The 19,684-nt window shown below is 62.7% G+C and carries 15 protein-coding genes; 3 read left to right on the forward strand and 12 right to left on the reverse strand.

Going from position 1 to position 19,684, the window contains the following annotated elements:
* Position 1 precedes the first annotated feature (1 nt).
* Positions 2-751 carry a 2OG-Fe(II) oxygenase gene (locus GYH35_RS01815; RefSeq protein ID WP_161827511.1) on the reverse strand — a complete coding sequence of 250 codons (750 nt, stop codon included), beginning with the start codon at positions 749-751 and terminating at the stop codon, positions 2-4.
* A gap of 218 nt (positions 752-969) precedes the next feature.
* Between GYH35_RS01815 and GYH35_RS01820 the strand changes: the two genes are divergently transcribed.
* Together GYH35_RS01820 and GYH35_RS01825 are read left to right on the forward strand one after the other, a co-directional pair.
* Positions 970-2,082: a polysaccharide deacetylase family protein gene (locus tag GYH35_RS01820; RefSeq protein WP_161827512.1), complete on the forward strand. Its 1,113-nt coding sequence runs from the start codon at positions 970-972 to the stop codon at positions 2,080-2,082.
* 11 nt (positions 2,083-2,093) lie between these two features.
* Positions 2,094-3,251, forward strand: a complete 1,158-nt coding sequence (locus GYH35_RS01825; protein WP_161813868.1) for a glycosyltransferase family 4 protein — start codon at positions 2,094-2,096, stop codon at positions 3,249-3,251.
* Here the strand turns inward: GYH35_RS01825 and GYH35_RS01830 are convergent.
* From GYH35_RS01830 to GYH35_RS01840, 3 genes are read right to left on the reverse strand one after another with little or no spacing between them, the layout of a single operon-like run.
* Positions 3,248-3,952, reverse strand: a complete 705-nt coding sequence (locus GYH35_RS01830) for a class I SAM-dependent DNA methyltransferase (RefSeq protein ID WP_161813867.1) — start codon at positions 3,950-3,952, stop codon at positions 3,248-3,250. The two genes, GYH35_RS01825 and GYH35_RS01830, sit on opposite strands and share 4 nt — an antisense overlap.
* 29 nt (positions 3,953-3,981) lie before the next feature.
* Positions 3,982-4,671: a lipopolysaccharide kinase InaA family protein gene (locus tag GYH35_RS01835; RefSeq protein WP_161827513.1), complete on the reverse strand. Its 690-nt coding sequence runs from the start codon at positions 4,669-4,671 to the stop codon at positions 3,982-3,984.
* Between the two features lie 14 nt (positions 4,672-4,685).
* Positions 4,686-5,669: a lysylphosphatidylglycerol synthase transmembrane domain-containing protein gene (locus tag GYH35_RS01840; RefSeq protein WP_161827514.1), complete on the reverse strand. Its 984-nt coding sequence runs from the start codon at positions 5,667-5,669 to the stop codon at positions 4,686-4,688.
* Positions 5,670-5,740: 71 nt separating this feature from the next.
* Here GYH35_RS01840 and GYH35_RS01845 point away from each other — a divergent pair, with 71 nt between their 5' ends.
* Positions 5,741-7,081 (forward strand): phenylacetate--CoA ligase family protein, encoded by a 1,341-nt coding sequence (locus tag GYH35_RS01845; protein ID WP_161827515.1) that lies wholly within the window; start codon positions 5,741-5,743, stop codon positions 7,079-7,081.
* 7 nt (positions 7,082-7,088) lie between these two features.
* Here GYH35_RS01845 and GYH35_RS01850 read toward each other — a convergent pair whose 3' ends face one another.
* The 8 genes from GYH35_RS01850 to GYH35_RS01885 all read right to left on the reverse strand — a co-directional run bounded on the left by GYH35_RS01850 (position 7,089) and on the right by GYH35_RS01885 (position 19,669).
* Complete coding sequence (locus tag GYH35_RS01850; RefSeq protein ID WP_161813863.1) at positions 7,089-10,649, reverse strand: PAS domain S-box protein; 3,561 nt, start codon at positions 10,647-10,649, stop codon at positions 7,089-7,091.
* 231 nt (positions 10,650-10,880) lie between these two features.
* Positions 10,881-12,719 (reverse strand): translational GTPase TypA, encoded by a 1,839-nt coding sequence (gene typA / locus GYH35_RS01855; protein ID WP_235936682.1) that lies wholly within the window; start codon positions 12,717-12,719, stop codon positions 10,881-10,883.
* A 430-nt stretch (positions 12,720-13,149) separates the two neighbouring features.
* On the reverse strand, positions 13,150-13,980 hold the full coding sequence (locus GYH35_RS01860) for a helix-turn-helix domain-containing protein (protein WP_161813861.1): 831 nt from the start codon (positions 13,978-13,980) through the stop codon (positions 13,150-13,152).
* Entirely contained in the window at positions 13,977-14,804 is an 828-nt protein-coding gene (locus GYH35_RS01865) for a DUF4198 domain-containing protein (protein ID WP_161827516.1), read from the reverse strand. The genes GYH35_RS01860 and GYH35_RS01865 overlap by 4 nt, the downstream gene beginning before the upstream one ends.
* Positions 14,801-15,934 carry a DUF4331 family protein gene (locus GYH35_RS01870; RefSeq protein WP_161827517.1) on the reverse strand — a complete coding sequence of 378 codons (1,134 nt, stop codon included), beginning with the start codon at positions 15,932-15,934 and terminating at the stop codon, positions 14,801-14,803. The genes GYH35_RS01865 and GYH35_RS01870 overlap by 4 nt, the downstream gene beginning before the upstream one ends.
* A 133-nt stretch (positions 15,935-16,067) precedes the next feature.
* Positions 16,068-16,625, reverse strand: a complete 558-nt coding sequence (locus GYH35_RS01875; protein WP_161827518.1) for a hypothetical protein — start codon at positions 16,623-16,625, stop codon at positions 16,068-16,070.
* A 96-nt stretch (positions 16,626-16,721) separates the two neighbouring features.
* Complete coding sequence (locus GYH35_RS01880) at positions 16,722-18,512, reverse strand: hypothetical protein (RefSeq protein ID WP_161827519.1); 1,791 nt, start codon at positions 18,510-18,512, stop codon at positions 16,722-16,724.
* Between the two features lie 167 nt (positions 18,513-18,679).
* Positions 18,680-19,669 (reverse strand): serine/threonine protein kinase, encoded by a 990-nt coding sequence (locus GYH35_RS01885; protein ID WP_161813856.1) that lies wholly within the window; start codon positions 19,667-19,669, stop codon positions 18,680-18,682.
* Positions 19,670-19,684 lie beyond the last annotated feature (15 nt).

The raw sequence follows: 19,684 nt of genomic DNA on the forward strand, positions 1-19,684 counted from the left end.
ACTACGTGGCATCGTGAAAGATCACGCCCAGCGTGTGCCTGTGACCCGATCGCAGACGACTCACGCCATGCCGCATGTTCACTCGATAGATGCCACGCGTTCCCTGCACAGGTCGATGATGGACCGCGAACACCACCGCATCGCCCTGCTCTAGCGGCACGACCTCCGCCCGCGACTGCATGCGTGGCCGCTGCTCGGTGAGCACGAACTCGCCGCCGCTGAAATCCCGTCCCGGTTGCGACAACAGCACGGCGACCTGCAGTGGAAACACATGTTCTCCATACAAGTCCTGATGGAGACAGTTGTAATCGCCCGCTTCGTACTGAAGCAGTAACGGCGTGGGCCGAAGCTGCCCCGCCTCATGACATCGCGCGATGAATTCCTGGTGCTCGCTGGGATAGCGCACGTCGATGCGCAGCAACTCGTTCCAGCGATTCGCGATCGGCGCCAGGTGCGGATACAGCGCACGTCGCAGCGAGCCGACCAGCTCAGGCAGCGGGTACTTGAAATACTGATACTCGCCCCGGCCGAAGCCATGCCGGCTCATGACCACCCGACTGCGAAACAGATCTTTCGACGCGTACAGATCGGCCAGCGCCGAGCACTGTTTCGGCTGCAGTAGACTGGGAATAATCGCATGCCCGTGCCCGCCCAACTCGTCAGACAGGCGCTGCCAATCGAGCGCATCGATCCCATCCGCCAAACCGCGAGTCGCGACCTCAGAGACTTTGTTTGCAGCCGTAGCGGCCATCGTCGAATCCTGCTGAATCAACTGCATTCAGAGTAAGTCCAAGCAGGCCGCCTGCACACTCCGGGTCTTGCGGCGATGGGTCAAGCCACTCGCCCGTCCTGCGCGGAACCTGGCGCGCTCGTTACCGCTTGATTACACCGATGGCGGCGTAGCAGCGTAAAAGTTTAAATCTGGCAAACCGGCCTGCGCACTGTCGCGGCGAAACGAAAGGCGGGTCCATGAGTGGGTTCGGACGGTTGATGCGGACCTTGGCGCGAATCTCGCGAACTCGTTATCCGGGATTCGTTTTCGGCTTGCCGCTCTCGCGCCGGGAAATTCCCGTATTCATCTATCACGATATCGAGACGGACGCGTTCGCGCGGGATCTGGAGTTCCTGCGCCGGAACAGCTACCGGACCTTGGGATTGGATGAGTACCTTGCCGCGCGTGAAGGCCGCGTGCGCCCCGGGCGCTCCGTGCTCCTGACGTTCGATGATGCGCGCAAGAGCTTCGGGTCAGTCGCACTTCCCTTGCTACGTCAATTCGATGCCCGCGCAGTGCTGTTCGCACCGACCTATTGGATGCAGCCCCCGCAGCGTGCCGCGGACGACCTGTTCATGTCGTGGGAGCAACTGCGTGCCTGTGTCGAATCGGGTCACGTGGACGTGCAGTCGCACGCCCATCGCCATGCACTCGTGGCCACCGCGCCGCAGGTGGTCGATTTCGCGAATCCATCGGCGCTCGCGCGCTTCGACATTTACGACTGGCCCATACGCTTCATCGACGCCCAGGATGAGTTGGGCAAGCCTGCGTTGGGCACACCGGTGTATCGAGCCGCACCGCTGCTGTCGGCGCAGCGCCGCTATCTGGAAAGTGGCGATATAACTCGAGCGTGTCGCGACTTTGTCGACGGCCACGGCGGGCCCGAATTCTTCGCGCAGCCGGACTGGCGCATGCAGCTCGATCGCATTTTCGACGAGCACGCGCGACGCACGCCCGGGCGATTCATGGACGCGGACGCCTTCGAACGTCTGGTCGCCTCCGAGTTCGAGCTGTGCCGTGAGGAGTTCAAACGTCATCTGGGCTATGCACCTCACTGCATCGCCTACCCCTGGCATCTCGGCTCGACGCCCTCGTTGCAGCAGGCCCGGCGCACGGGCTTTCAGGTCGCCTTCGGTGTTGCGATGGACTATCGCGCCGAGCGGCATCGCTCCCGACTGCCGATACCGGCTTACGGCCGGCTGAAATCCGATTGGCTGCAGTTTTTGCCTGGAGATCAACGCGCCAGCATCCTGGGCGCACTACGCCGCAAGGTCGCGGGGTTTGGGACGGTTCAACATCTCGCACACTGAGCGAAAAGACGATGTCGAAGCGAACGATCGCGGTGATGGCCCGACTGGTGGATCAAAAGGACGGCATAGGCATCTACGGACAGTACTTGTTGCGCGAGCTGCTGCTGGCGGACCCCGAGACAAGATACGTCATCCTGCTCGAGACCCCGGCCTGCGAGCAGCTGTTCCGGGATTACAGTAACGCCCAGGTCGTGGTGATGCCCGCCCGAAGCAAGCTCTACTGGGATCAGGTGAGCGTGCCACGCGCGGCGCGCGAGTTCGATGCGGACCTGATCTTCAACCCGAAATTCTCATTGCCGTTCTTCACACGGCGGCCTTGCGTATTCGTGCAGCAAGGATCGGACTGGTACGTCAACCCGCAGAATTATCCGTGGTGGGACAACTTGTATATTCGCTTGATGCTGCCTCTGTACAGCAGGAAAGCGAGCCGCACGCTGGCGATCTCGCAGACGACGCTCGACGATCTCGCCAATTACACGTCCATCGATGTGCGGGAATCCGTGGTGAGTTACGCGGGCATCGGTGCGAATTTCACCATGGATCGCGATCCACGCGCGCTGGAAGCCTTTCGTGCGGAATATCACTTGCCGGAGCGCTTCATCCTGACCGTCGCCCGTGTTTTGCACGGCGGACAGAAGCTGGTGCGGGAGTATCCGGGCGGCAACAACGAACGGTTGATTCGTGCCTATCGGCGCTACCGGCGCAACGGCGGCGATCTGCCCCTGGTCGTGGTTGGCCGTCACGTAGAGGAGTACTTGAGGGCGCGGTCATTCTCCGATGCGGATCTGCAGGACGTGCTGTTCCTGGGCTTCGTGCCGAACCAGCGGCTGCATCTGGCCTATCAGCTGGCGGATTGTTTCGTGCTGGCCACGCTGTGCGAAAGCTTTGGCATCCCGATCGTGGAAGCCTTCGCCTGTGGCTGCCCTGCCATCGTCCCGAATACCTGTTCGGCTCCGGAGATTGCAGGCGGCGCGGCGTTCCTGATCAATCCGCGCGACGAGGCAGATATCGCGCGCGCGTTTGCCGAAGTTACAGGTTCGGAGCAGCTACGAGGACGTCTACGCGAGCTGGGCGTTGAGCGCGCGCGAACGTTGACGTGGAAGGAAACGGCCCGACGCACGCTGGCTGTATTCAACGAGTTGGTCCCGCTTCAAGCCTCGATGCACTAGCTCCTGCGAGTTCGGCACACGAAATACAGATAGACGGCAAAGCGCTTCGGGAGCGCGGCGGCTTGCTCGGCCCACCGCCATGCGCTCAGCGGCATCAGTCGCAGCAGCGATTTGTCATAGGAGCCGATGCCATACCACTCGACCACCTCGAGCCCATGGCGTTCGACCAAGTCTATGCATTCGCGCACCGACATGGAGGCGAACTGCTCGCGCGTGAAGTGCGCCTTCGCCGCGACGAGCGCGCGAGTGCTGTGGCGATTTCCATGCACGTTGAACAGCAATCGCGATTGGTCGTTCTTCAGGGCCGATGCAACGAAGCTCATCGCTTCCTCGCGCAGCGAAGGCTGCGCGTTGAGGAAGAACCGGAAGGCGGTGATGAAATCGAATTTCTGTCCGCCTAGCAGCAAGGGATCCCGGGTCGCATCGCCCTCCACGAGCATCGCGGCTCGGACACGCTGTTTCGCGATGGCCAGCATCGTCTCCGAGATGTCGAGGCCCACCGCCGTCTGAAAATGGGGCTCGACATGAGCGAGCACACGCCCGGTGCCGCAGGCGAAATCCAGATAGCTGTCGCGGCCAGTGACGTGTTGTTGCAGGATCCGATCGAGCAGACGTTGTTCGCGTTCCCACAGGGCGGCGTCGAAAGACCCCGGCGAGAACAGCTTGGTGTCATAGTCCTTGGCCCAGGACTCCGGCCCCATGTGAGATTTTCTGTAGTCCTGCCCGTGCTTCACGGCTCTGGTGCTAGATCGTCGGTTCGGAACAGTCGGCTGCGCCGCAAATACCTAGCGCTGAACGTTTTGCCGAGATAAGTGTTCCGCAACAGCTCGTTCATGTGACGCTCGAGCATGCACCGGTCGTACTCCGCGGGCGCATCCCGGAAGTAACCTGACATGAAGCTGCGCGCGAGCTCCGGCAGCAGCGGCCTGAACGCAAGATAGAGCAGCTGCGGCGGGTACTTAGCCCGCACGAAGATGACGAACGTGGCGATGTCCCGGTACGGATTCTCCTGGTTGTAGCGGCGGAAGGCGCTGTAGGTGGGAGGGGTGAAATCTACGAATGCGACGCGCTCTTCGCCGCGCTTCACCAGGATGTTGTCGAAATCGAAGTCGCCGTGAATTCGATGCGTGCGCCGATGCAGCTCCTCCAACGCCGCCCCGACCGTCCAAAACGTCCGCGTCAGCTCCGCCTCCGTCAGCCCGGCGAAAGCGCGATCCCGCAGCACTGTATGCAAGGGGTGCCAGCCGTCGAGAAACTCATAGTCGATGCGCAGCTCGCGATGGTCGGCGCGCAGCACCTGCGGGACCCGCAGCCAGGACGATCGCTGCGAGGCCACCCAGGCACGCAGCGAATTGCGCAGGGTCGCACGGAACAACCATTCCTCGGTAAAGCGCTTGCTGAAACAGGAAGGCTCGTCCACATGCTCCTCCGACGCTAGGCCGAGGCGCCCTTGGGCAACGGGCGCCCGCTCGTCGCCAGCACAATCGCTCCAGGCAACAGCGAAATCAAGAACATCACGACCAAGGTCATCAGCAGAACCAGCGCCGTGGAGTAATCGTAGCCCAGCGCCACCAGCAACGCCGCCGCACTTCCTTCGCGCAGCCCCAGTCCCCCATAGGTCAGCGGCAGACGCTGAATGATCACCGCCACCGGGGTCACGGCGAGACATACCATCCATGGCAAGTCCATACCGATCGCGTGCGACGCGACCCACATGGTAAACACCGGCGCCGTCTGCTCGATCATCGACAGGCCGAGATTGATGGCAAGGGTGAGCGGCCGCCTGGAATAGGCGCGCGCCGCGACCACATACTTGGCGAAGCGCCCGCTCTCGAGGGTCGCAGGCCGCTTGATGAGCTTGAGCAGGCGCCGACCCAGTGCGGGATAGAAAATCAACGTCGCGGCAGCCGCCCCCGCAGCGCCAGCGCCAACGGCCGCGATGAGCGCAAAATTCCGCAAGGCCGGCTGCGGCGCCAGCCTCGCAAGCACAACACATCCGGCCACGATCAGCGCCAACGTGGCAATCGCGCCGTTCAGGCGCTCCATCACCATGGAAGACAGCGTTACGGATGGATCGATGCCGCGGGTCTTCAGCCGCAGGAAGCGCACGATGTCGGGGCCAAAGCCGCCGAGCGGCAAGGCGAAACCGATGAACGTGCTCTCGTAATAGACGCCAATCGCGCTCCAGCGCGACAGCCGGTCGTCGAGCACTCGCAGCAGCTGATGCCACTTCAGGGCCATCAAGACTCGGTCCGCGACGTGAATCAGGACGATCGTGGCCAGCAGCAACGGATTGGCGCCGGCGATCAGTGTCCGGCTTTGCTGCCAGTCGAGCCGGGAGAGCAGATACGCAAGCAATCCCACGCTTGCGCCGAGCTGCAAAGCCACCCGAATCCTCGGTCCGATCCGCAGCTTCATAACGATCCTCGATGCGCGGAACCATCGTACCGTGACGGAACAGATTCTGGTATGCCTGCATTCATCACACGATGAACCACCGAGCCGAGCAACGATTCCACAAGAATCTCTACTACACGCTGCAATCGCTGCGTGGCCGGCACGTCGGCCCGTTCGTGCGCCGCCTGCAGTCTTGGGAGCAGCTCGATCGGGCATCGTTCGAGCACCTTACACGGATGCTACTGAGCGACGCTCTGAGATATGCGCGCTCGCAGGTTCCTCTCTACTCCTCCGGTGCATGGCAATCGTCATTGTCGCGCGCTCGCGCCGATGAGTTGAGCGCCTGGCCCGTGCTCGAGAGAAAAATGTTGATCACACATCGCGAGCAGTTGCAGGCGCGTCGCTTCGCGCTCGGCGTTTTCCCGCGACACAGCTCCGGGTCGACGGGCGAGGTCGTCACTGTCCGATACAACCCTCACGCGGGTGGATGGAGCTGGGCGCAGGAGTATCGCTCCATGCATTGGTTCGGCATCCCCACCGGCAGCCGCACTTTGTTGCTGTGGGGTGGCGGCCACCCGCTGCTCGACTGGGTGCGCAACTGCCGGGTGTTCTCGACCAAGAACCTGACCTTCGACCAGCTCGAGCGCGCGACGAACTATCTATTGGAGCAGCGTCCGATGCTTTGCATGGGCCTGCCCTCCGCGATTGCGCAGCTCGCACGGCACGTGCGCGCCCACCGGCCACAAGCGCCGGCGCAACTCGTGCCGTTCGTCAAACTGGGCGGCGAACAGGTTTATCCCTTCCAACGCGACGAGATCGCGCAACACTTCGGCGCCCGGGTGTTCGAGTCGTACGGCTCGACCGAGATGGGACCGATTGCCCACGAATGCCCCGCCGGTTCGCGTCACGTCATGGCGGACCACGTGCATCTGGAAATATTCAACGGCGATGAGCCGGCGCGGCCCGGTGAGTTCGGCGATCTGGTGCTCACGTCATTGTTCAATCGCGCCATGCCGCTCGTGCGCTGTCGCATCGGCGACCGCGGCCGGCTGTCGCCCGACCCGTGTCCGTGCGGACTGCCGCATCCCGTGCTATCCGAACTCGTCGGACGCGCAGCGGATATGTTTGTAACGGCCGATGGCAAGCTGGTGCACGGTTCGGAGATCGGGCGCCGCCTGCAGTTGTTTCTTTCGCAGGCGCCGCTCGGCTCGGTGGCCCAGGTCTTGTTTCAACAAAAGAATGCGTCGCACTGGAACGTGCTGGTCGAAAGCGCGGCCGGCTTCAACGATGAGCTGGCGGCGCAGCTGCGTCAGATCGTGCACTCGACGTTCGGAGAGAGTTGCCGCGTCGATATCGAGCGAGTGACGCTGGTGCCTCGCGAAAAGTCCGGCAAGTACCGCTATTACCGGCGGCTTCCTGAGTCGGCGCACTGAGCTGCTGTCAGGCCGAGTGCACCAACCGCAACTGCGGATGCGTCCGCGTAATCCGGCTCAGCGATTCCACCGATTCCGGCATGGCGATGTAGATACCCTGCGCATACTCGACGCCGATATCCGCGAGACACTTGAGCACCTCGGCGCTCTCGACGCGTTCGGCGACTGTTTTCAAGCCCATGGCCCGGCCGATCTGGGTGATCGCCTCCACCATGCTGCGATCGACATGGTCGGTGGTGACGTTCTGAATGAATGAGCCGTCGATCTTCAGGAAGTCCACCGGCAGATTCTTCAAATACATGAACGAGGACAAGCCGCTGCCGAAGTCGTCCAGCGAGAACAGGCAGCCGCGCGCCCGGAACTCACGCATGAAGTGAACGACGTTGGCGAGATTGGAAATCGCCGCGGTCTCGGTGATCTCGAAGCACACGGCGCCCGGACTGAGATCATAGGTCTGCAGCTCGTTGATCAAGAACTCCAGGAAACGATCGTCGTTCAGCGACGTGCCCGACAGGTTGATGGATAACGTATAGCCGTGACGCGGATCGCCATCGGCGCGGTAATGCGCTAGCGCGCCGAGCGCCTGGCTCACCACCCAACGGTCGATCATCGGCATCACGTTGTATCGTTCCGCCGCGGGAATGAACTCCGCCGGCTGCACCAGTTCGCCGTGCTCGCCGCGCATGCGGAGCAGCAGCTCGTAGTGACCACGCGTGTCGCGCGTCGCGCCGATCGGCACGATCGGCTGATAATAAAGCTCGAGCCGATTCTCTTCGCAGGCGCGCGTCAGGCGCGACACCCACTGCATCTCGCGATGCCGCTCGGGTGCCGAGCCAGACTGATACATGTGGACACGATTGCGTCCCGAGTCTTTCGCCGCGTAACAGGCCACGTCGGCCGCAGCCATGACGCTTGCGATGCTCTCGCTGGCGCTGTTGATTTCAACGATGCCGATGCTGACGCCGACGTTCATCGCGCCGTCCTGCCACTCGAAACGGTACTCGCGAATCGCCTGGCGCAGGTTGTCCGCAATCTTCGCCGCACGGTCGGCGGTGCAGTCCTGGAGCAGCACGCCGAACTCATCGCCACCCAGGCGCGCAATCGTGTCGCTGGTCCGAATCCGCGTTTGCAGCAACCCGGTGATCTGTTTGAGCAGACGATCGCCGGCCTGGTGGCCGCACGTATCGTTGACCAGCTTGAATTGATCGAGGTCGAGGTACATCAGCGCGTGTGTCGTGCCCTCGTCCGAGCGCGCGGTCAGCAACGCCTCGTTGAGACGATTCTCGAACTCGCGCCGATTGATCAGGCCTGTCAGCGCATCGTGGCTCGCCTGATACGCCAGCGCGCGACGCAAGCGACGTTCCTTGCTCACGTCATGGAACACCATGACCGCGCCGATGATCTTGCCGCTGCGGTCTCGAATCGGCGCGGCGGAATCTTGAATCGCGATCTCCTGGCCACGACGGTTCACGAGCACCGTGTGGTCCGCGACCGCGATGACCTGCCCTTCGCGAATCGCGCGAGTAACTGGGTTTTCCAGCGGCTCGCGAGTCGCTTCGTTCAGGATGTTGAAGACTTCCTGCAGCTTCTTCCCTTTCGCCTCGGCCGCTTCCCAACCCGTGAGATTCTCGGCGACGGGATTCAACGTCTCGATGCAGCCGTTGGCGTCGGTCGTGATGACGCCGTCGCCGATCGACTGCAATGTGACTTGCGCCTTTTCCTTTTCCTCGAACACCGCGGTTTCAGCGCGCTTGCGTTCGCTGATATCGGAGATCGTGCCTTCGTAGCCGATCAGCTGCCCGCTCTTGTCGCGCACGGCCCGGGCGCTTTCGATCACGGTGAGCACCGTGCCGTCCAGGCGCTGCAACTGGAACTCGGCGTTGCGGACTTCGCCGTCGCGTTGAATGGTCGCGATGATGGCTGCGCGTTCGGCCGGATCGCGGTACATGCTCGCAGGCGGCAGCGCGAGCAGTTCGCCCGGCGAGGAATAACCGATCATGCGGGCCAACGCCGGGTTCACGGAGACGAAGCGGCCATCGCTGGTCGAGCTGTAGACGCCTTCCATGACGTTGTCGAACAAGCGCCGATAGCGCGCCTCACTGTCACGCAGCGCGTTCTCGGCGAAGCGCCGCTCGATGGCGATGCCGGCCAGCTGCGTCATGCGCGACATCAATTCGAAATCCCGGCGCAGCGGGCTCTTCGGCGTTCGGAAGTACAGCGCCAGCGTGCCTAGAATGCGGCCGTCGGACGAATGAATCAGCGTCGACCAGCAGCTGCGCAATCCGGCGGCGAGCACGGAATCGCGAGTGTTCTCCCACAGCGCATCGCGGGCGATGTCCGCGACGATGACTTGTCGTTGCAGATAAACCGCCGCCGCACACGAGCCGTTGCGGGCCGCGATTGCGATACCTTCCATCGCTTGCGCGTACACCGCCGGCAAGCGCGGCCCGGAACAAAGATTCAGATGCTTGCCGGTATCGTCGAGCATGCGAATCGCACACACGCAATCCAGCGCGACGCGCTCGACGACGTCTGTGATCGCTTGCAACGTGATACGCAGATCGACGTTGGCGGCCAGACGCTCGAACACCCGACGCTCGCCGGCAGCGAGCAGTTCAGAGCGCTTGCGCTCGGTGATATCGGTGATGCTGCCGCGAACCAGGCGCTGCCCATGCGACTGCAGCCGCACCCAGCGCACTTCACAAGGAATGTCGTTGCCGAAGCTGTCCCGGAACATCCACTCGAGCACCGGCGCCTCGCCCGCCAACGTGCGATCGAACTGCGCCCGATTGGCGTGCGATGACAGCGCACCGTCGGGTTGATGCGGCGGACACAACGTATCGGGGCTGCTCTTGAGCAGCGCCTCGCGCTCCATCTTGAAGAAACGCACCGCGTTTTCGTTCACATCGACCAGTCGGTTCTGATCCAGATCGACGACGACGATGATTTCGGGGGCGTGCTCGACCAACGTGCGATACCGAGCCTCGCTGTCGCGCAGCGCCGCTTCGGCCATCTTGCGATCACTGGTATCGCGCAGACAGACGACGAACACTTCGCGACGGTTCATCTTCGTCTTGCTGACGGCGACTTCGGCGGAGAACTGCGTGCCGTCGGCGCGCTGACCGAGCGTCTCGTGGGGTGCGAGGTCGATCTGTGTATCGTCGAGGCGTGCGGCGAGTTGTTCCAGCTCGGCAGCGATGGGTTGTTTGGCCGTGACTTGCGGCAGCAGGAAACTGAGCGGACGGCCGATGGCGTCGGATTCGGCGTGACCGAACACTCGTTGGCCAGTGGCGTTGATGGAAGCGATGTGGCCGGCAGCGTCCACCGTCATGATCACGTCTTTCACGTGATCGAGCACGGCCTGCAACTGGCTCGCGGTGCTCTCCCGCAGCTCTCGGGTCAGCGCGGTGGCCTCATCGGACATGAGCTGCATGGAACGCACGATGCCCCGGCGTTCCTCATCGGTCTTGCTATAGGCAGCACCGATCGCGGCAAGCAGCTTGCCGAGATCCAGCTCTCCGTCCGAGCGCGTCGCGTCCCTGACTTGCTGTTCGAGCAGTCGATGCATTTGTCCTTCCGACGTTGTACGACGCTTGGCGCGCGTCGTCTCGTCCCCGCATTGTTAGTGTGAACCACTACCGTGGCGAGGCATCGTAAGGCGTTGACCCTGAAGGAGGTGTGAAACAGCTCCCGGTTTTATGTGAAAGCAAGGCAAAGCACTGAGGGCGCAGCGCGGGTTATGTCTGATATGGCAGACAGGAGGCGCCGGCGGCAAAAAGCCCCGACGCCCCCGGTAGGGTTACTCGTCCGCGTCCTCCGACGATGACTTATAGCCCGCCCGCTTGCGGTCGTTTTCCTTCAGCAGGCGTTTGCGGACGCGAATGTTATTCGGCGTCACTTCGACCAGCTCATCGTCGGCGATGAATTCCATCGCCTGCTCCAGCGAATACCGGATCGGCGGCACGAGGATGAGATTCTCGTCGCGGCCCGCGGCGCGCATGTTGGTGAGCTTCTTGGCCTTGAGCGGATTCACGACCAGGTCGTTGTCGCGGCTGTGAATGCCGATGATCTGGCCTTCGTACACTTCGTCGCCGTGCGAGGCCATGAGCTTGCCGCGTTCCTGCAAGCTGAACAGCGCATAGGCCAGCGCCTTGCCCTGCCCGTTCGAAATCAGCACGCCGTTCTGGCGCTGACCCACTTCCTTGTCCAGCACCGGGCCGAAGTGATCGAAGATGTGATGCATCAGGCCCAGGCCCGAGGTCATGGTGCGGAACTCGGTCTGGAAGCCGATCAAACCCCGCGACGGAATCTTGTAGTCCAGACGCACACGCCCCTTGCCGTCCGGGACCATGTTGGTGAGCTGGCCACCGCGCTCGCCGAGCGCCTGCATGACATAGCCCTGCGAACCTTCATCCAGGTCGACCGCGAGCTGTTCCCACGGCTCGCACATCACACCGTCGACTTCCTTCTGCACGACGCGGGGACGCGAAACGGCGAGCTCGTAACCTTCGCGACGCATGTTTTCGAGCAGCACGCCGAGGTGCAACTCGCCACGGCCATAGACCTGGAATTTATCCGGATCGCCGGTGTCTTCGACACGCAGCGCCACGTTGTGCCGCACTTCGCGCTCCAGACGCTCGCGAATCTGACGGCTGGTGACGAACTTGCCTTCCTTGCCGCAGAACGGGGACGTATTTACTTCGAACGTCATACTGATGGTCGGCTCGTCAACCACCAATGCCGGCAGCGCCTCGGGCTTGGTCGGATCGCAGATCGTATCGGAGATCTGCGGATGTTCGATGCCGGAGAACGCGACGATATCGCCCGCGCTCGCCTCCTCCACTTCCACGCGATCCAGGCCGAGGAAGCCCAGCACCTGCATGATGCGCTCGTTGCGCACCTTGCCGTCCTTGTCGACGACCGCGACCGGGCTGTTCTTGCGAATCTTGCCGCGCTTGATGCGGCCGATGCCGATCGCGCCGACGTAGCTCGAGTAGTCGAGCTGGCTGACCTGCAGCTGCAGCGGGCCATCCTCGTTCACGTCCGGCGGCGGGCAGTGCTTCACGATCGCTTCATACAACGCGGTCATGTCGGTGCCCATCTGGTCCGGCGCATTGCCGGCGATGCCCTTGAGCGCCGAGGCATACACGACCGGGAAGTCGAGCTGCGACTCGGACGCGCCGAGCTTGTCGAACAGATCGAACGTCTGATCCAGCACCCAGCTCGGCCGGGCCTCGGGGCGGTCGATCTTGTTGATCACGACGATGGGATGCAGGCCGTGCGAGAACGCCTTCTGCGTCACGAAGCGGGTCTGCGGCATCGGGCCGTCGACGGCGTCGACCAGCAGCAGCACCGAATCGACCATCGACAGCACGCGCTCGACCTCGCCGCCGAAGTCGGCGTGGCCCGGGGTGTCGACGATGTTGATGCGATAGTCGCGCCAGCGGATGGCGGTGTTCTTCGCCAGGATGGTGATGCCGCGTTCCTTTTCGAGCGCGTTCGAGTCCATGACTCGTTCGGGCACAGCCTTGCGGGCATCGAGGGTGCCCGACTGTGTCAGAAGCTTATCGACCAGGGTGGTCTTGCCATGATCGACGTGAGCGATGATGGCGATATTACGGAGCGTAGAGGTTGACACGCAGGGATTGGGAACCGGTGGGAGGGCAAAAAGGCGCGCATTGTAGAGGCACGGCGGGGGTTCCGGCCACCTCCGCCGCATTATTTAGATAAATCCTCAAGGCTGACGCCCGGATACGACCTCCCCGGAGGCGGCTTCCCTACGCCGGGACGGCCGCTCCCTACCCGGTTCAGCCCCTCAAAGCCTCGGTTGCCGCCGAGTTTGGGGCCGGGGCATGGGCCTCGTTCAAGGCCCGGGCGCAGTCATCGCAACAGACCTCGACCGTCTTGCCTCCCACCGTCACACTGATCGACTCGCCTTCGATCCTGCAGTCACAAGCCGCACAAGTTTTGTAAGTCACGATCTCGCCCTCACGCACTATCCTGGGGCACATTGTTTGCCGGGGCGACGTGACCGCGCTGTCACAATCTTTAGCGAAGTTTTCTGAACGTCAGCGCAAGTTCGCGGAGCGCTGAAACTGCGCCGGCGTGCGGCCGTAGGCTTGCCGAAATGCGGCGGTGAAATGGCTGTGACTGGAGAACCCGAGCTCCAAGCCCAGCGCCGACAGGTCGTCATAACTGCCGAGCAGATCCAACGCGCGCGCCAGACGCAGGCGCAATTGATATCGATACAATGGCACGCCTTCGACTTGTGCGAACGCTTGCGTCAGATACACGGGCGATACGCCAACCTCCGCGGCGATCTCGGCGAGCGTCCAACGACGCGACAGCTCCGAAGAAAGCACCAGCTTCGCGCGGTCGACGAGCTTCTGCCGGCCGTAGGTGGCGCGCGTTGCATTCACGGCCCGTTCGCCAAGCGCTCGTCGGATCAGCGTCAACGTCAATGTTTCCGCCTCCAGCATTTCGATCGAATTGTTCAGCAGGCTATGACGCAGCAGCGCGACCAGAACCTGTGCTCGCGGATCGATTTGCCAGCGCTGCTTACGAAACATCACAGCGTGGTTGTCCTGCAACTGCTCTTTCGGCGCAAGCTCCCGCAATAACTCTTCGCGCACCGAGATCGAGAGACAGGCATCGCCGCCCTGCACGGGATGGCTGATGCGATAACCTTCCCTCTGATTGAAGAACACCACCTGATTGGCTTCGGCAACCGCCTCGCTACTGCCAAGGTGCCGCAGGTACACGCCGCGATACGGAAACACCAGATAGGTCGAGTTGGGACACTCCTCCGCACTCTTGTGACGGCACTTGCCATCGCAGACGACGTCGCGAATCGCGACGGTCTGCGTGTCCAGCAAGTCCTGTATGGCGAGCTCCGTCATGGAAAGCCGAAGGTGAGACTGGAAAAGATCGTGTCGAAGTCTACCTCGGACGGCGCCGTCACGGGCTCGGTCCAGACCACATTCAACAACCAGTTGCCGTTCCGGGTCAGCGAAAAACGGGCCCGGCCCGATGAATCCGTCCGACGCTCCTCGACCGGTAACTCGTCATGTTCCAGCCGCGTGAGTTTCACGAGCGCTCCCGCCAGCGGCTGCCCCTCGAAATACACACGCACTGGCAAGTCGCTGCCAGACGCTGCGTAAGGATTGCGCTCCGGTACGATTTCCAGCGGCAGTCCCAGCGGCGACGTAATGTGAGATCCGGATTGCGTGGCTGCCGTTCCCACCTGAACGATCGCCTTCGTCACACGGCGATAGCTCTCAGCGGCATCGGTTGCCATCTTGCCCATGCGCTGCCGGTAATCGAGCGCTGGCGTCAGCCCCTCCTCCTGCGCGTATTTGTTGAAACGCTGCGCAGGCAATGCACTTCGACCGCGATTGTCTGTTTCCAGCACCACGACATACGTTCCCGAAGTCTCGACGTGCAAATGACCGTCGTCGCTCGCGCCACGTAGATGCAGGTCTGCATGCATGTCGCGCGCCGCGCCATCCGGAGCAAAGGCGACGACGCGAGCAATGCGGCCCGAGCGAATCTGCGATCGTTGCCGTTCAGCGCCGTGTCCGACTTGTAACGTGATTGGAATCGATGCGTTGGCTTGCGACCAGTACGCCTGCGGCTGGATCCAGAAGTCGTGCGCGTGCGCCGAAGATGTGAGGACGAACCCGGCCAGCAGCGCAATTGCGACAATGCCAGGGCAGCTCTTCATGGCGCCGCCAGGAACGGAAAGTCACTGATCGAATGCTCGCGGTCGTCGCGATCGACGCCGTCATCGATGCCCGTCGCCTGCCCCATCGACAACACCGAGCGATACACGTCGATGGCGTCGTCGTTCGGGGTCCGGCCGCCGCAATAGATCACTTTCGAATCGTCACCGCCCAACGCAGCGAACTCGACCGAGAAGAACTCGCCGCAGATGCTGGATTCGCTGTTGATCCACAGCCGGTCATCCGCAAGCACCGTCGCCAATGCACGATATCGCGCCGGCGACGCAGCCTTTGGGTCGGCGAGCAGTTGATTGCCGCACGTCCCATCGAAGCCATCGTAGATGCCCAACGTTCTTTCCATTTCGGGAATGAATTCGGCGCCCGTGGCGGGAGTCGCGCTGTTGTAACGCTCCTTGAGCCGATCGCTCGCGGCCTCATCGGCGAACGAACCCAATAGCGCGTTGCCGGTGAGCGGACGGCCCATGCGATCGATCTGTTTGTTTCCTTGCCCCGTCGTCGCCCAGACGCCGAGCATCGTTCCGCCGCGATTGACCGCATTCAGATCGACCGAGACGACCAACGACGCCGGCGTCCAACCGGCCAGGAAATTCTTCGCCGGCCCACCGCCGGTGTGCCGCCACGTTTCCAGGATCGATCTGGACGTCGCCTCGCTGAACACCGGGCAGCCGGCCGCATCGCTCTTCGCGCTGCCCATCATCGCGTCCGCCGCCACGGCATAGGCCTCCCGAGTGCCCTTCACGTTGTTGTAAAACGGATCGTCCCGCAGCCCGGCAAACACGCGCGCGACAGCGGCATCACCCACCTTACAAAGGACGTTGCTGGCATTCGCGATCCGACACACGATGTCGGTCGTTGCAGTGGTTTCGCCAAATCGCTTGCCGCTGTCGATATGGAACACGTACTCCAGTTGGTCGGAGAACGTGTGCCCGACGATCGTCATCGCCAGGTTGAGCTGACGGCCGTCATAGGACGTCCAGGCATACAGATCGCCGATGTCGGCGCGCGGGTCCGCGATCACGCTGGCCGTGTCGAGATGATCGGCAGCAAACAACGGGCTGGCGGCGAGCAGCGCCGTCAGGATCGGGGCGCGATTCCGGATTCTTTGCGTCATGCGTTGCATCCATCACCGAAGATGGACCGGACGGTAGACGCAGCGCGCGGGCGGGGCTGTCGAAATCTTTAGCTAAATGATTTCGACGGATGAGAACGGACGCGGCGACGCCGCGTCCGTTGCAGAGACGGGATTACTGCTTCGGCTCGGTGCTTTCTTCGGCCGGCATCGACTTGATGGACTGGCCCTTGTCATCCTTGGGCGGCGTCGGCTTCTGCTGTACGGCGACGTTGCCGACCACGAACGGGATCGAGAAGGTGCGGTTCAACGCGGAGCCTGCGATCTGGGTGTTCACCGATGCGGTGATGTAGAACACGCCGGTGCGATCCGGCAGCACCGAGATCTTGTGATGGTAGGACTTGCCGGCTTCCACCGGCGCAAAGTTCGCGATCAGCGTGCCCGCGAGCGTGATGCCTTCCATGCCGCCGAGCTTGGCATCCATCGCATCGACGCCGGCGCTGGGAATGAACACCACGTCGAGCTCGGTCGGCACGCCGATCGTCGGCTTGCTGCTGAATTCGTAGCGGATATTTACGGCCGCGCCGGGCTTGCCGTCGCCCACGGCTCTGGCGAAGTTCGCCGTCTCATCCTTCGGCGCCACCGCTACGGTCGGCTTGGCCGGCGCTGCGGGCGAAGCCGCTTCCGGCTCGGGCTCGGAACCGCACGCGCCCAGCAAGACGAGGGTGGCCATTGGCAAACAAACCCGCAACCGCCGCGATGAAAGCTTCATTCTGATCATGCCTCTATTATGACGCGCCCGAAGGTCGACGCTCGCCATCCTTTGTTATCAGCTACCGGTGATGCTCAGGGTCATGCAACGCGGCGGCTGATTGATGCCGGTGGTGTCGAAGTCCGACACGTCGATGATGTACGTGCCCGCAGCCAGTTGCTGTCCGGAGATCGTTTCCACATTGGTCCCGGTGCTCGTACCCGCCAACACCACCTCGCCGCGCCGGAGCACATAGATGTCCGGATCGGTGGCCGCCACCTCAGCGGCCGTGCGGGCGGCACCCTGCGCACGGATAGTCACCAGGCGATTCGTCTCGTTGACGAAGCGGAAGAAACGGTGATTGCCCAACTTGTTCGGATTGGCCTCGAGCTCGGTCTTCGGGTCCTTGCTGCCGGCAAACGAGACACTGCATACGCCGGTTTTCTGCTGACCCAGCAGGAGCTCGTCGTAAATCGGCAGCGCCCGGGGATCGATATCGCCGCCGGCATTCGACTCGCCCGTTCCGAAGTCGTCGGGCGTGCTATCGATGTCCTCATTTCGGAGCAGGTCGGCGATGGCGCCAGCCGAGCCCGCATTCTGCGAGCGCAGCGCCGTGGCGAACGAATAAATGCTCGTCAGCGCATCGGTGTCGACCTGCTCGCCCGTCATCACGGTGTAGATCGGCGTAAAGCCGAGCGCAACGTTATCGCCGGCATCGGCCGCCGAGTCGAACACATCCCACAGGATCTCGCCCACCGAAGCTTCCGAGAACCAGCCTTCCGGAGCGCCCTGGTCGCTCTCGAGATTGAATCCGAAGTCCTGGCTGACGCCGCGCGACGAATCGCGGTACTGCGGATCGTTCAAGGACATCGAGCCGAACGCGTTGCCCCACCCTTCGCCAAAGGCGACGCGCAGGTCGAGACGATCGCCGAGGCCGTGCTGGCCGCCGATGGAATCGGAGCGGCTGAAACGATCCTCGAAGTAATGACCGAACTCGTGCGCGATCACGTGCGAGTCATATTCATCCGTGTCGCCAAGCGCGTCCTCTGAATAATAACCGAGGACATAAATGCCGTCCGGCAGCTGACTCGGCGTGGCGCAGTCATCGTTGGTCCGGCGGGTCGAGTCGCGGAAATAAAACGACGTGCCGATGTCTCCGGTATCGGGGCAGAACGTGTCGGTGCTGCCCTTGTTGTCCTCGCTCCAGAACAGATTCAGCTCCGGAAAATCTGCGTTCGCGTTCGCGTTCAGGATGAGCTGTTTGGCCTGATACACGGTGTCGAGAATGGCAAAGGGCGCAGCTCGACGGCCCGCACTATAGCCATTGCCGTTCCAGTCCGAGGGAGCACGCAGATTGCGAGTCACATTGGCGGTGCCGGTGTTGAAGGTTGAGCCATCCAGCGCATAGATCGCATCGGCGCTGGTGTTGTCGCGAACTGCGAACGTCCACGTCGGCGCGCTGCCGCTCTTGATCATCTCCGCACGCGCACGGATAAACATGTTTCTATTCGCCGGCACGGACAAAGAGTAATCGCCGTTGGCGTCGGTGGTCGTGGCCACAGTGGGGCAGCCGTCGGACACCGCCTGCACGGTAACCTGGCGCGCCGGCGACTCGACCGGAGCGTTCGGGTTCAAGCCGCCGTCAGGCGTGGTCGAGAACACCAGGCGGTCGAAGGTGATCTTGCCGCTGACCGTGACGGTGCTGCCGGTGTCGCAGCCGGCCGCCGGGCCGCTGCCGCCGCCGCCGCCGCATGCGGCGAGCACCGTCAAACCGGCCAGCGTAGTGAACAAGCGAGCGAGACGGGAGAATTCCTGCGGCATTGGTTCGGTACTCGAGCGCCCCTGCCGGGCGATGTTTGCGATGCTCAAAAGATATCCCTATACGGCTATTCGTTTCTTGCCCGTATCAGCACACGAGCTGCCGACTTGGCGCGGGACGCTATCACAGCGTCGGAACTGCAAAAAGTCGATGCGTTCGCATTCCCGATTGACGCGATGGCGCATCCATGGCGCGAATGACGTCATTCAGCATGCGTTCAGCGCAAGTCGAGCGGCCCTTCGGCAATCGCCCCCAACTGCTCGCGCAGCGACAGCACCTGGTTCTCCCAATAGCGCGGCTCGACGAACCACGGGAAGGCCGCGGGAAAGGCTGGATCTGACCAGCGGCGCGCGAGCCACGCCGAATAATGAATCATGCGCAACGTACGCAAGCTCTCGACCAGCACCAGCTCGCGATAGTCGAAGTCCGCGAACTGCGAATAGCCCTCGAGCAATTGTGACAACTGCTCGCCCATGTCATTGCGATTCCCGGACAGCAGCATCCACAGATCCTGGATCGCCGGCCCCATCGCGCAGTCATCCAGATCCACGAAGTGCGGCCCGTCATCGGTCCAGAGCACATTGCCGCGATGACAATCGCCATGCAGCCGCAGCTCGGCCACGCCGTGCGCGTTATCGAATGTTTCACTCACCGCCTCGAGCAGGTCGCGCGTCAGCGACTCGTAGGCGGCTTCCAGGTGCTGCGGAATCCAGCCGTTGTCCAGCAGGAACTCGCGTGACTGTTCGCCCATGCGCCCGATGTCGATGCGCTCCCGATGACGAAAGCGCTGCCGCCGGCCGATCATATGAATGCGCCCGAGGAAACGCCCCATCCATTCGCGCTCGGTGGCCGAGCCCAGTTCCGGCCAGCGGCCGCCACGGCGCTCGAACAGCGCGAAACGAAAGCCTTCGTACTCGAACAGCGTGCGTCCATCGCGCACCAGCGGCGGCACCACCGGCACTTCGGCCGCGGCCAGCTCGAGTGCGAAGCCATGTTCTTCATGGATCGCGGCGTCCGACCAGCGGCCCGGCCGATAAAACTTCACGATCAGCGGCGCGCTCTGCTCCATGCCCACCTGATAGACACGATTCTCGTAACTATTGAGTGCCAGGATGCGCCGGTCGGAATCGCGGCCCAGCGATTCCACGGCGGCAATGATTACATCGGGCGTCAGTCGGTCGTAGGGATGCGGATCGGGTCTGGGCATGAAGTTCGGCAAGGC

The sequence above is a fragment of the Steroidobacter agaridevorans genome (genome assembly GCF_009932555.1).
Taxonomy (GTDB): Bacteria; Pseudomonadota; Gammaproteobacteria; order Steroidobacterales; family Steroidobacteraceae; genus Steroidobacter; species Steroidobacter agaridevorans.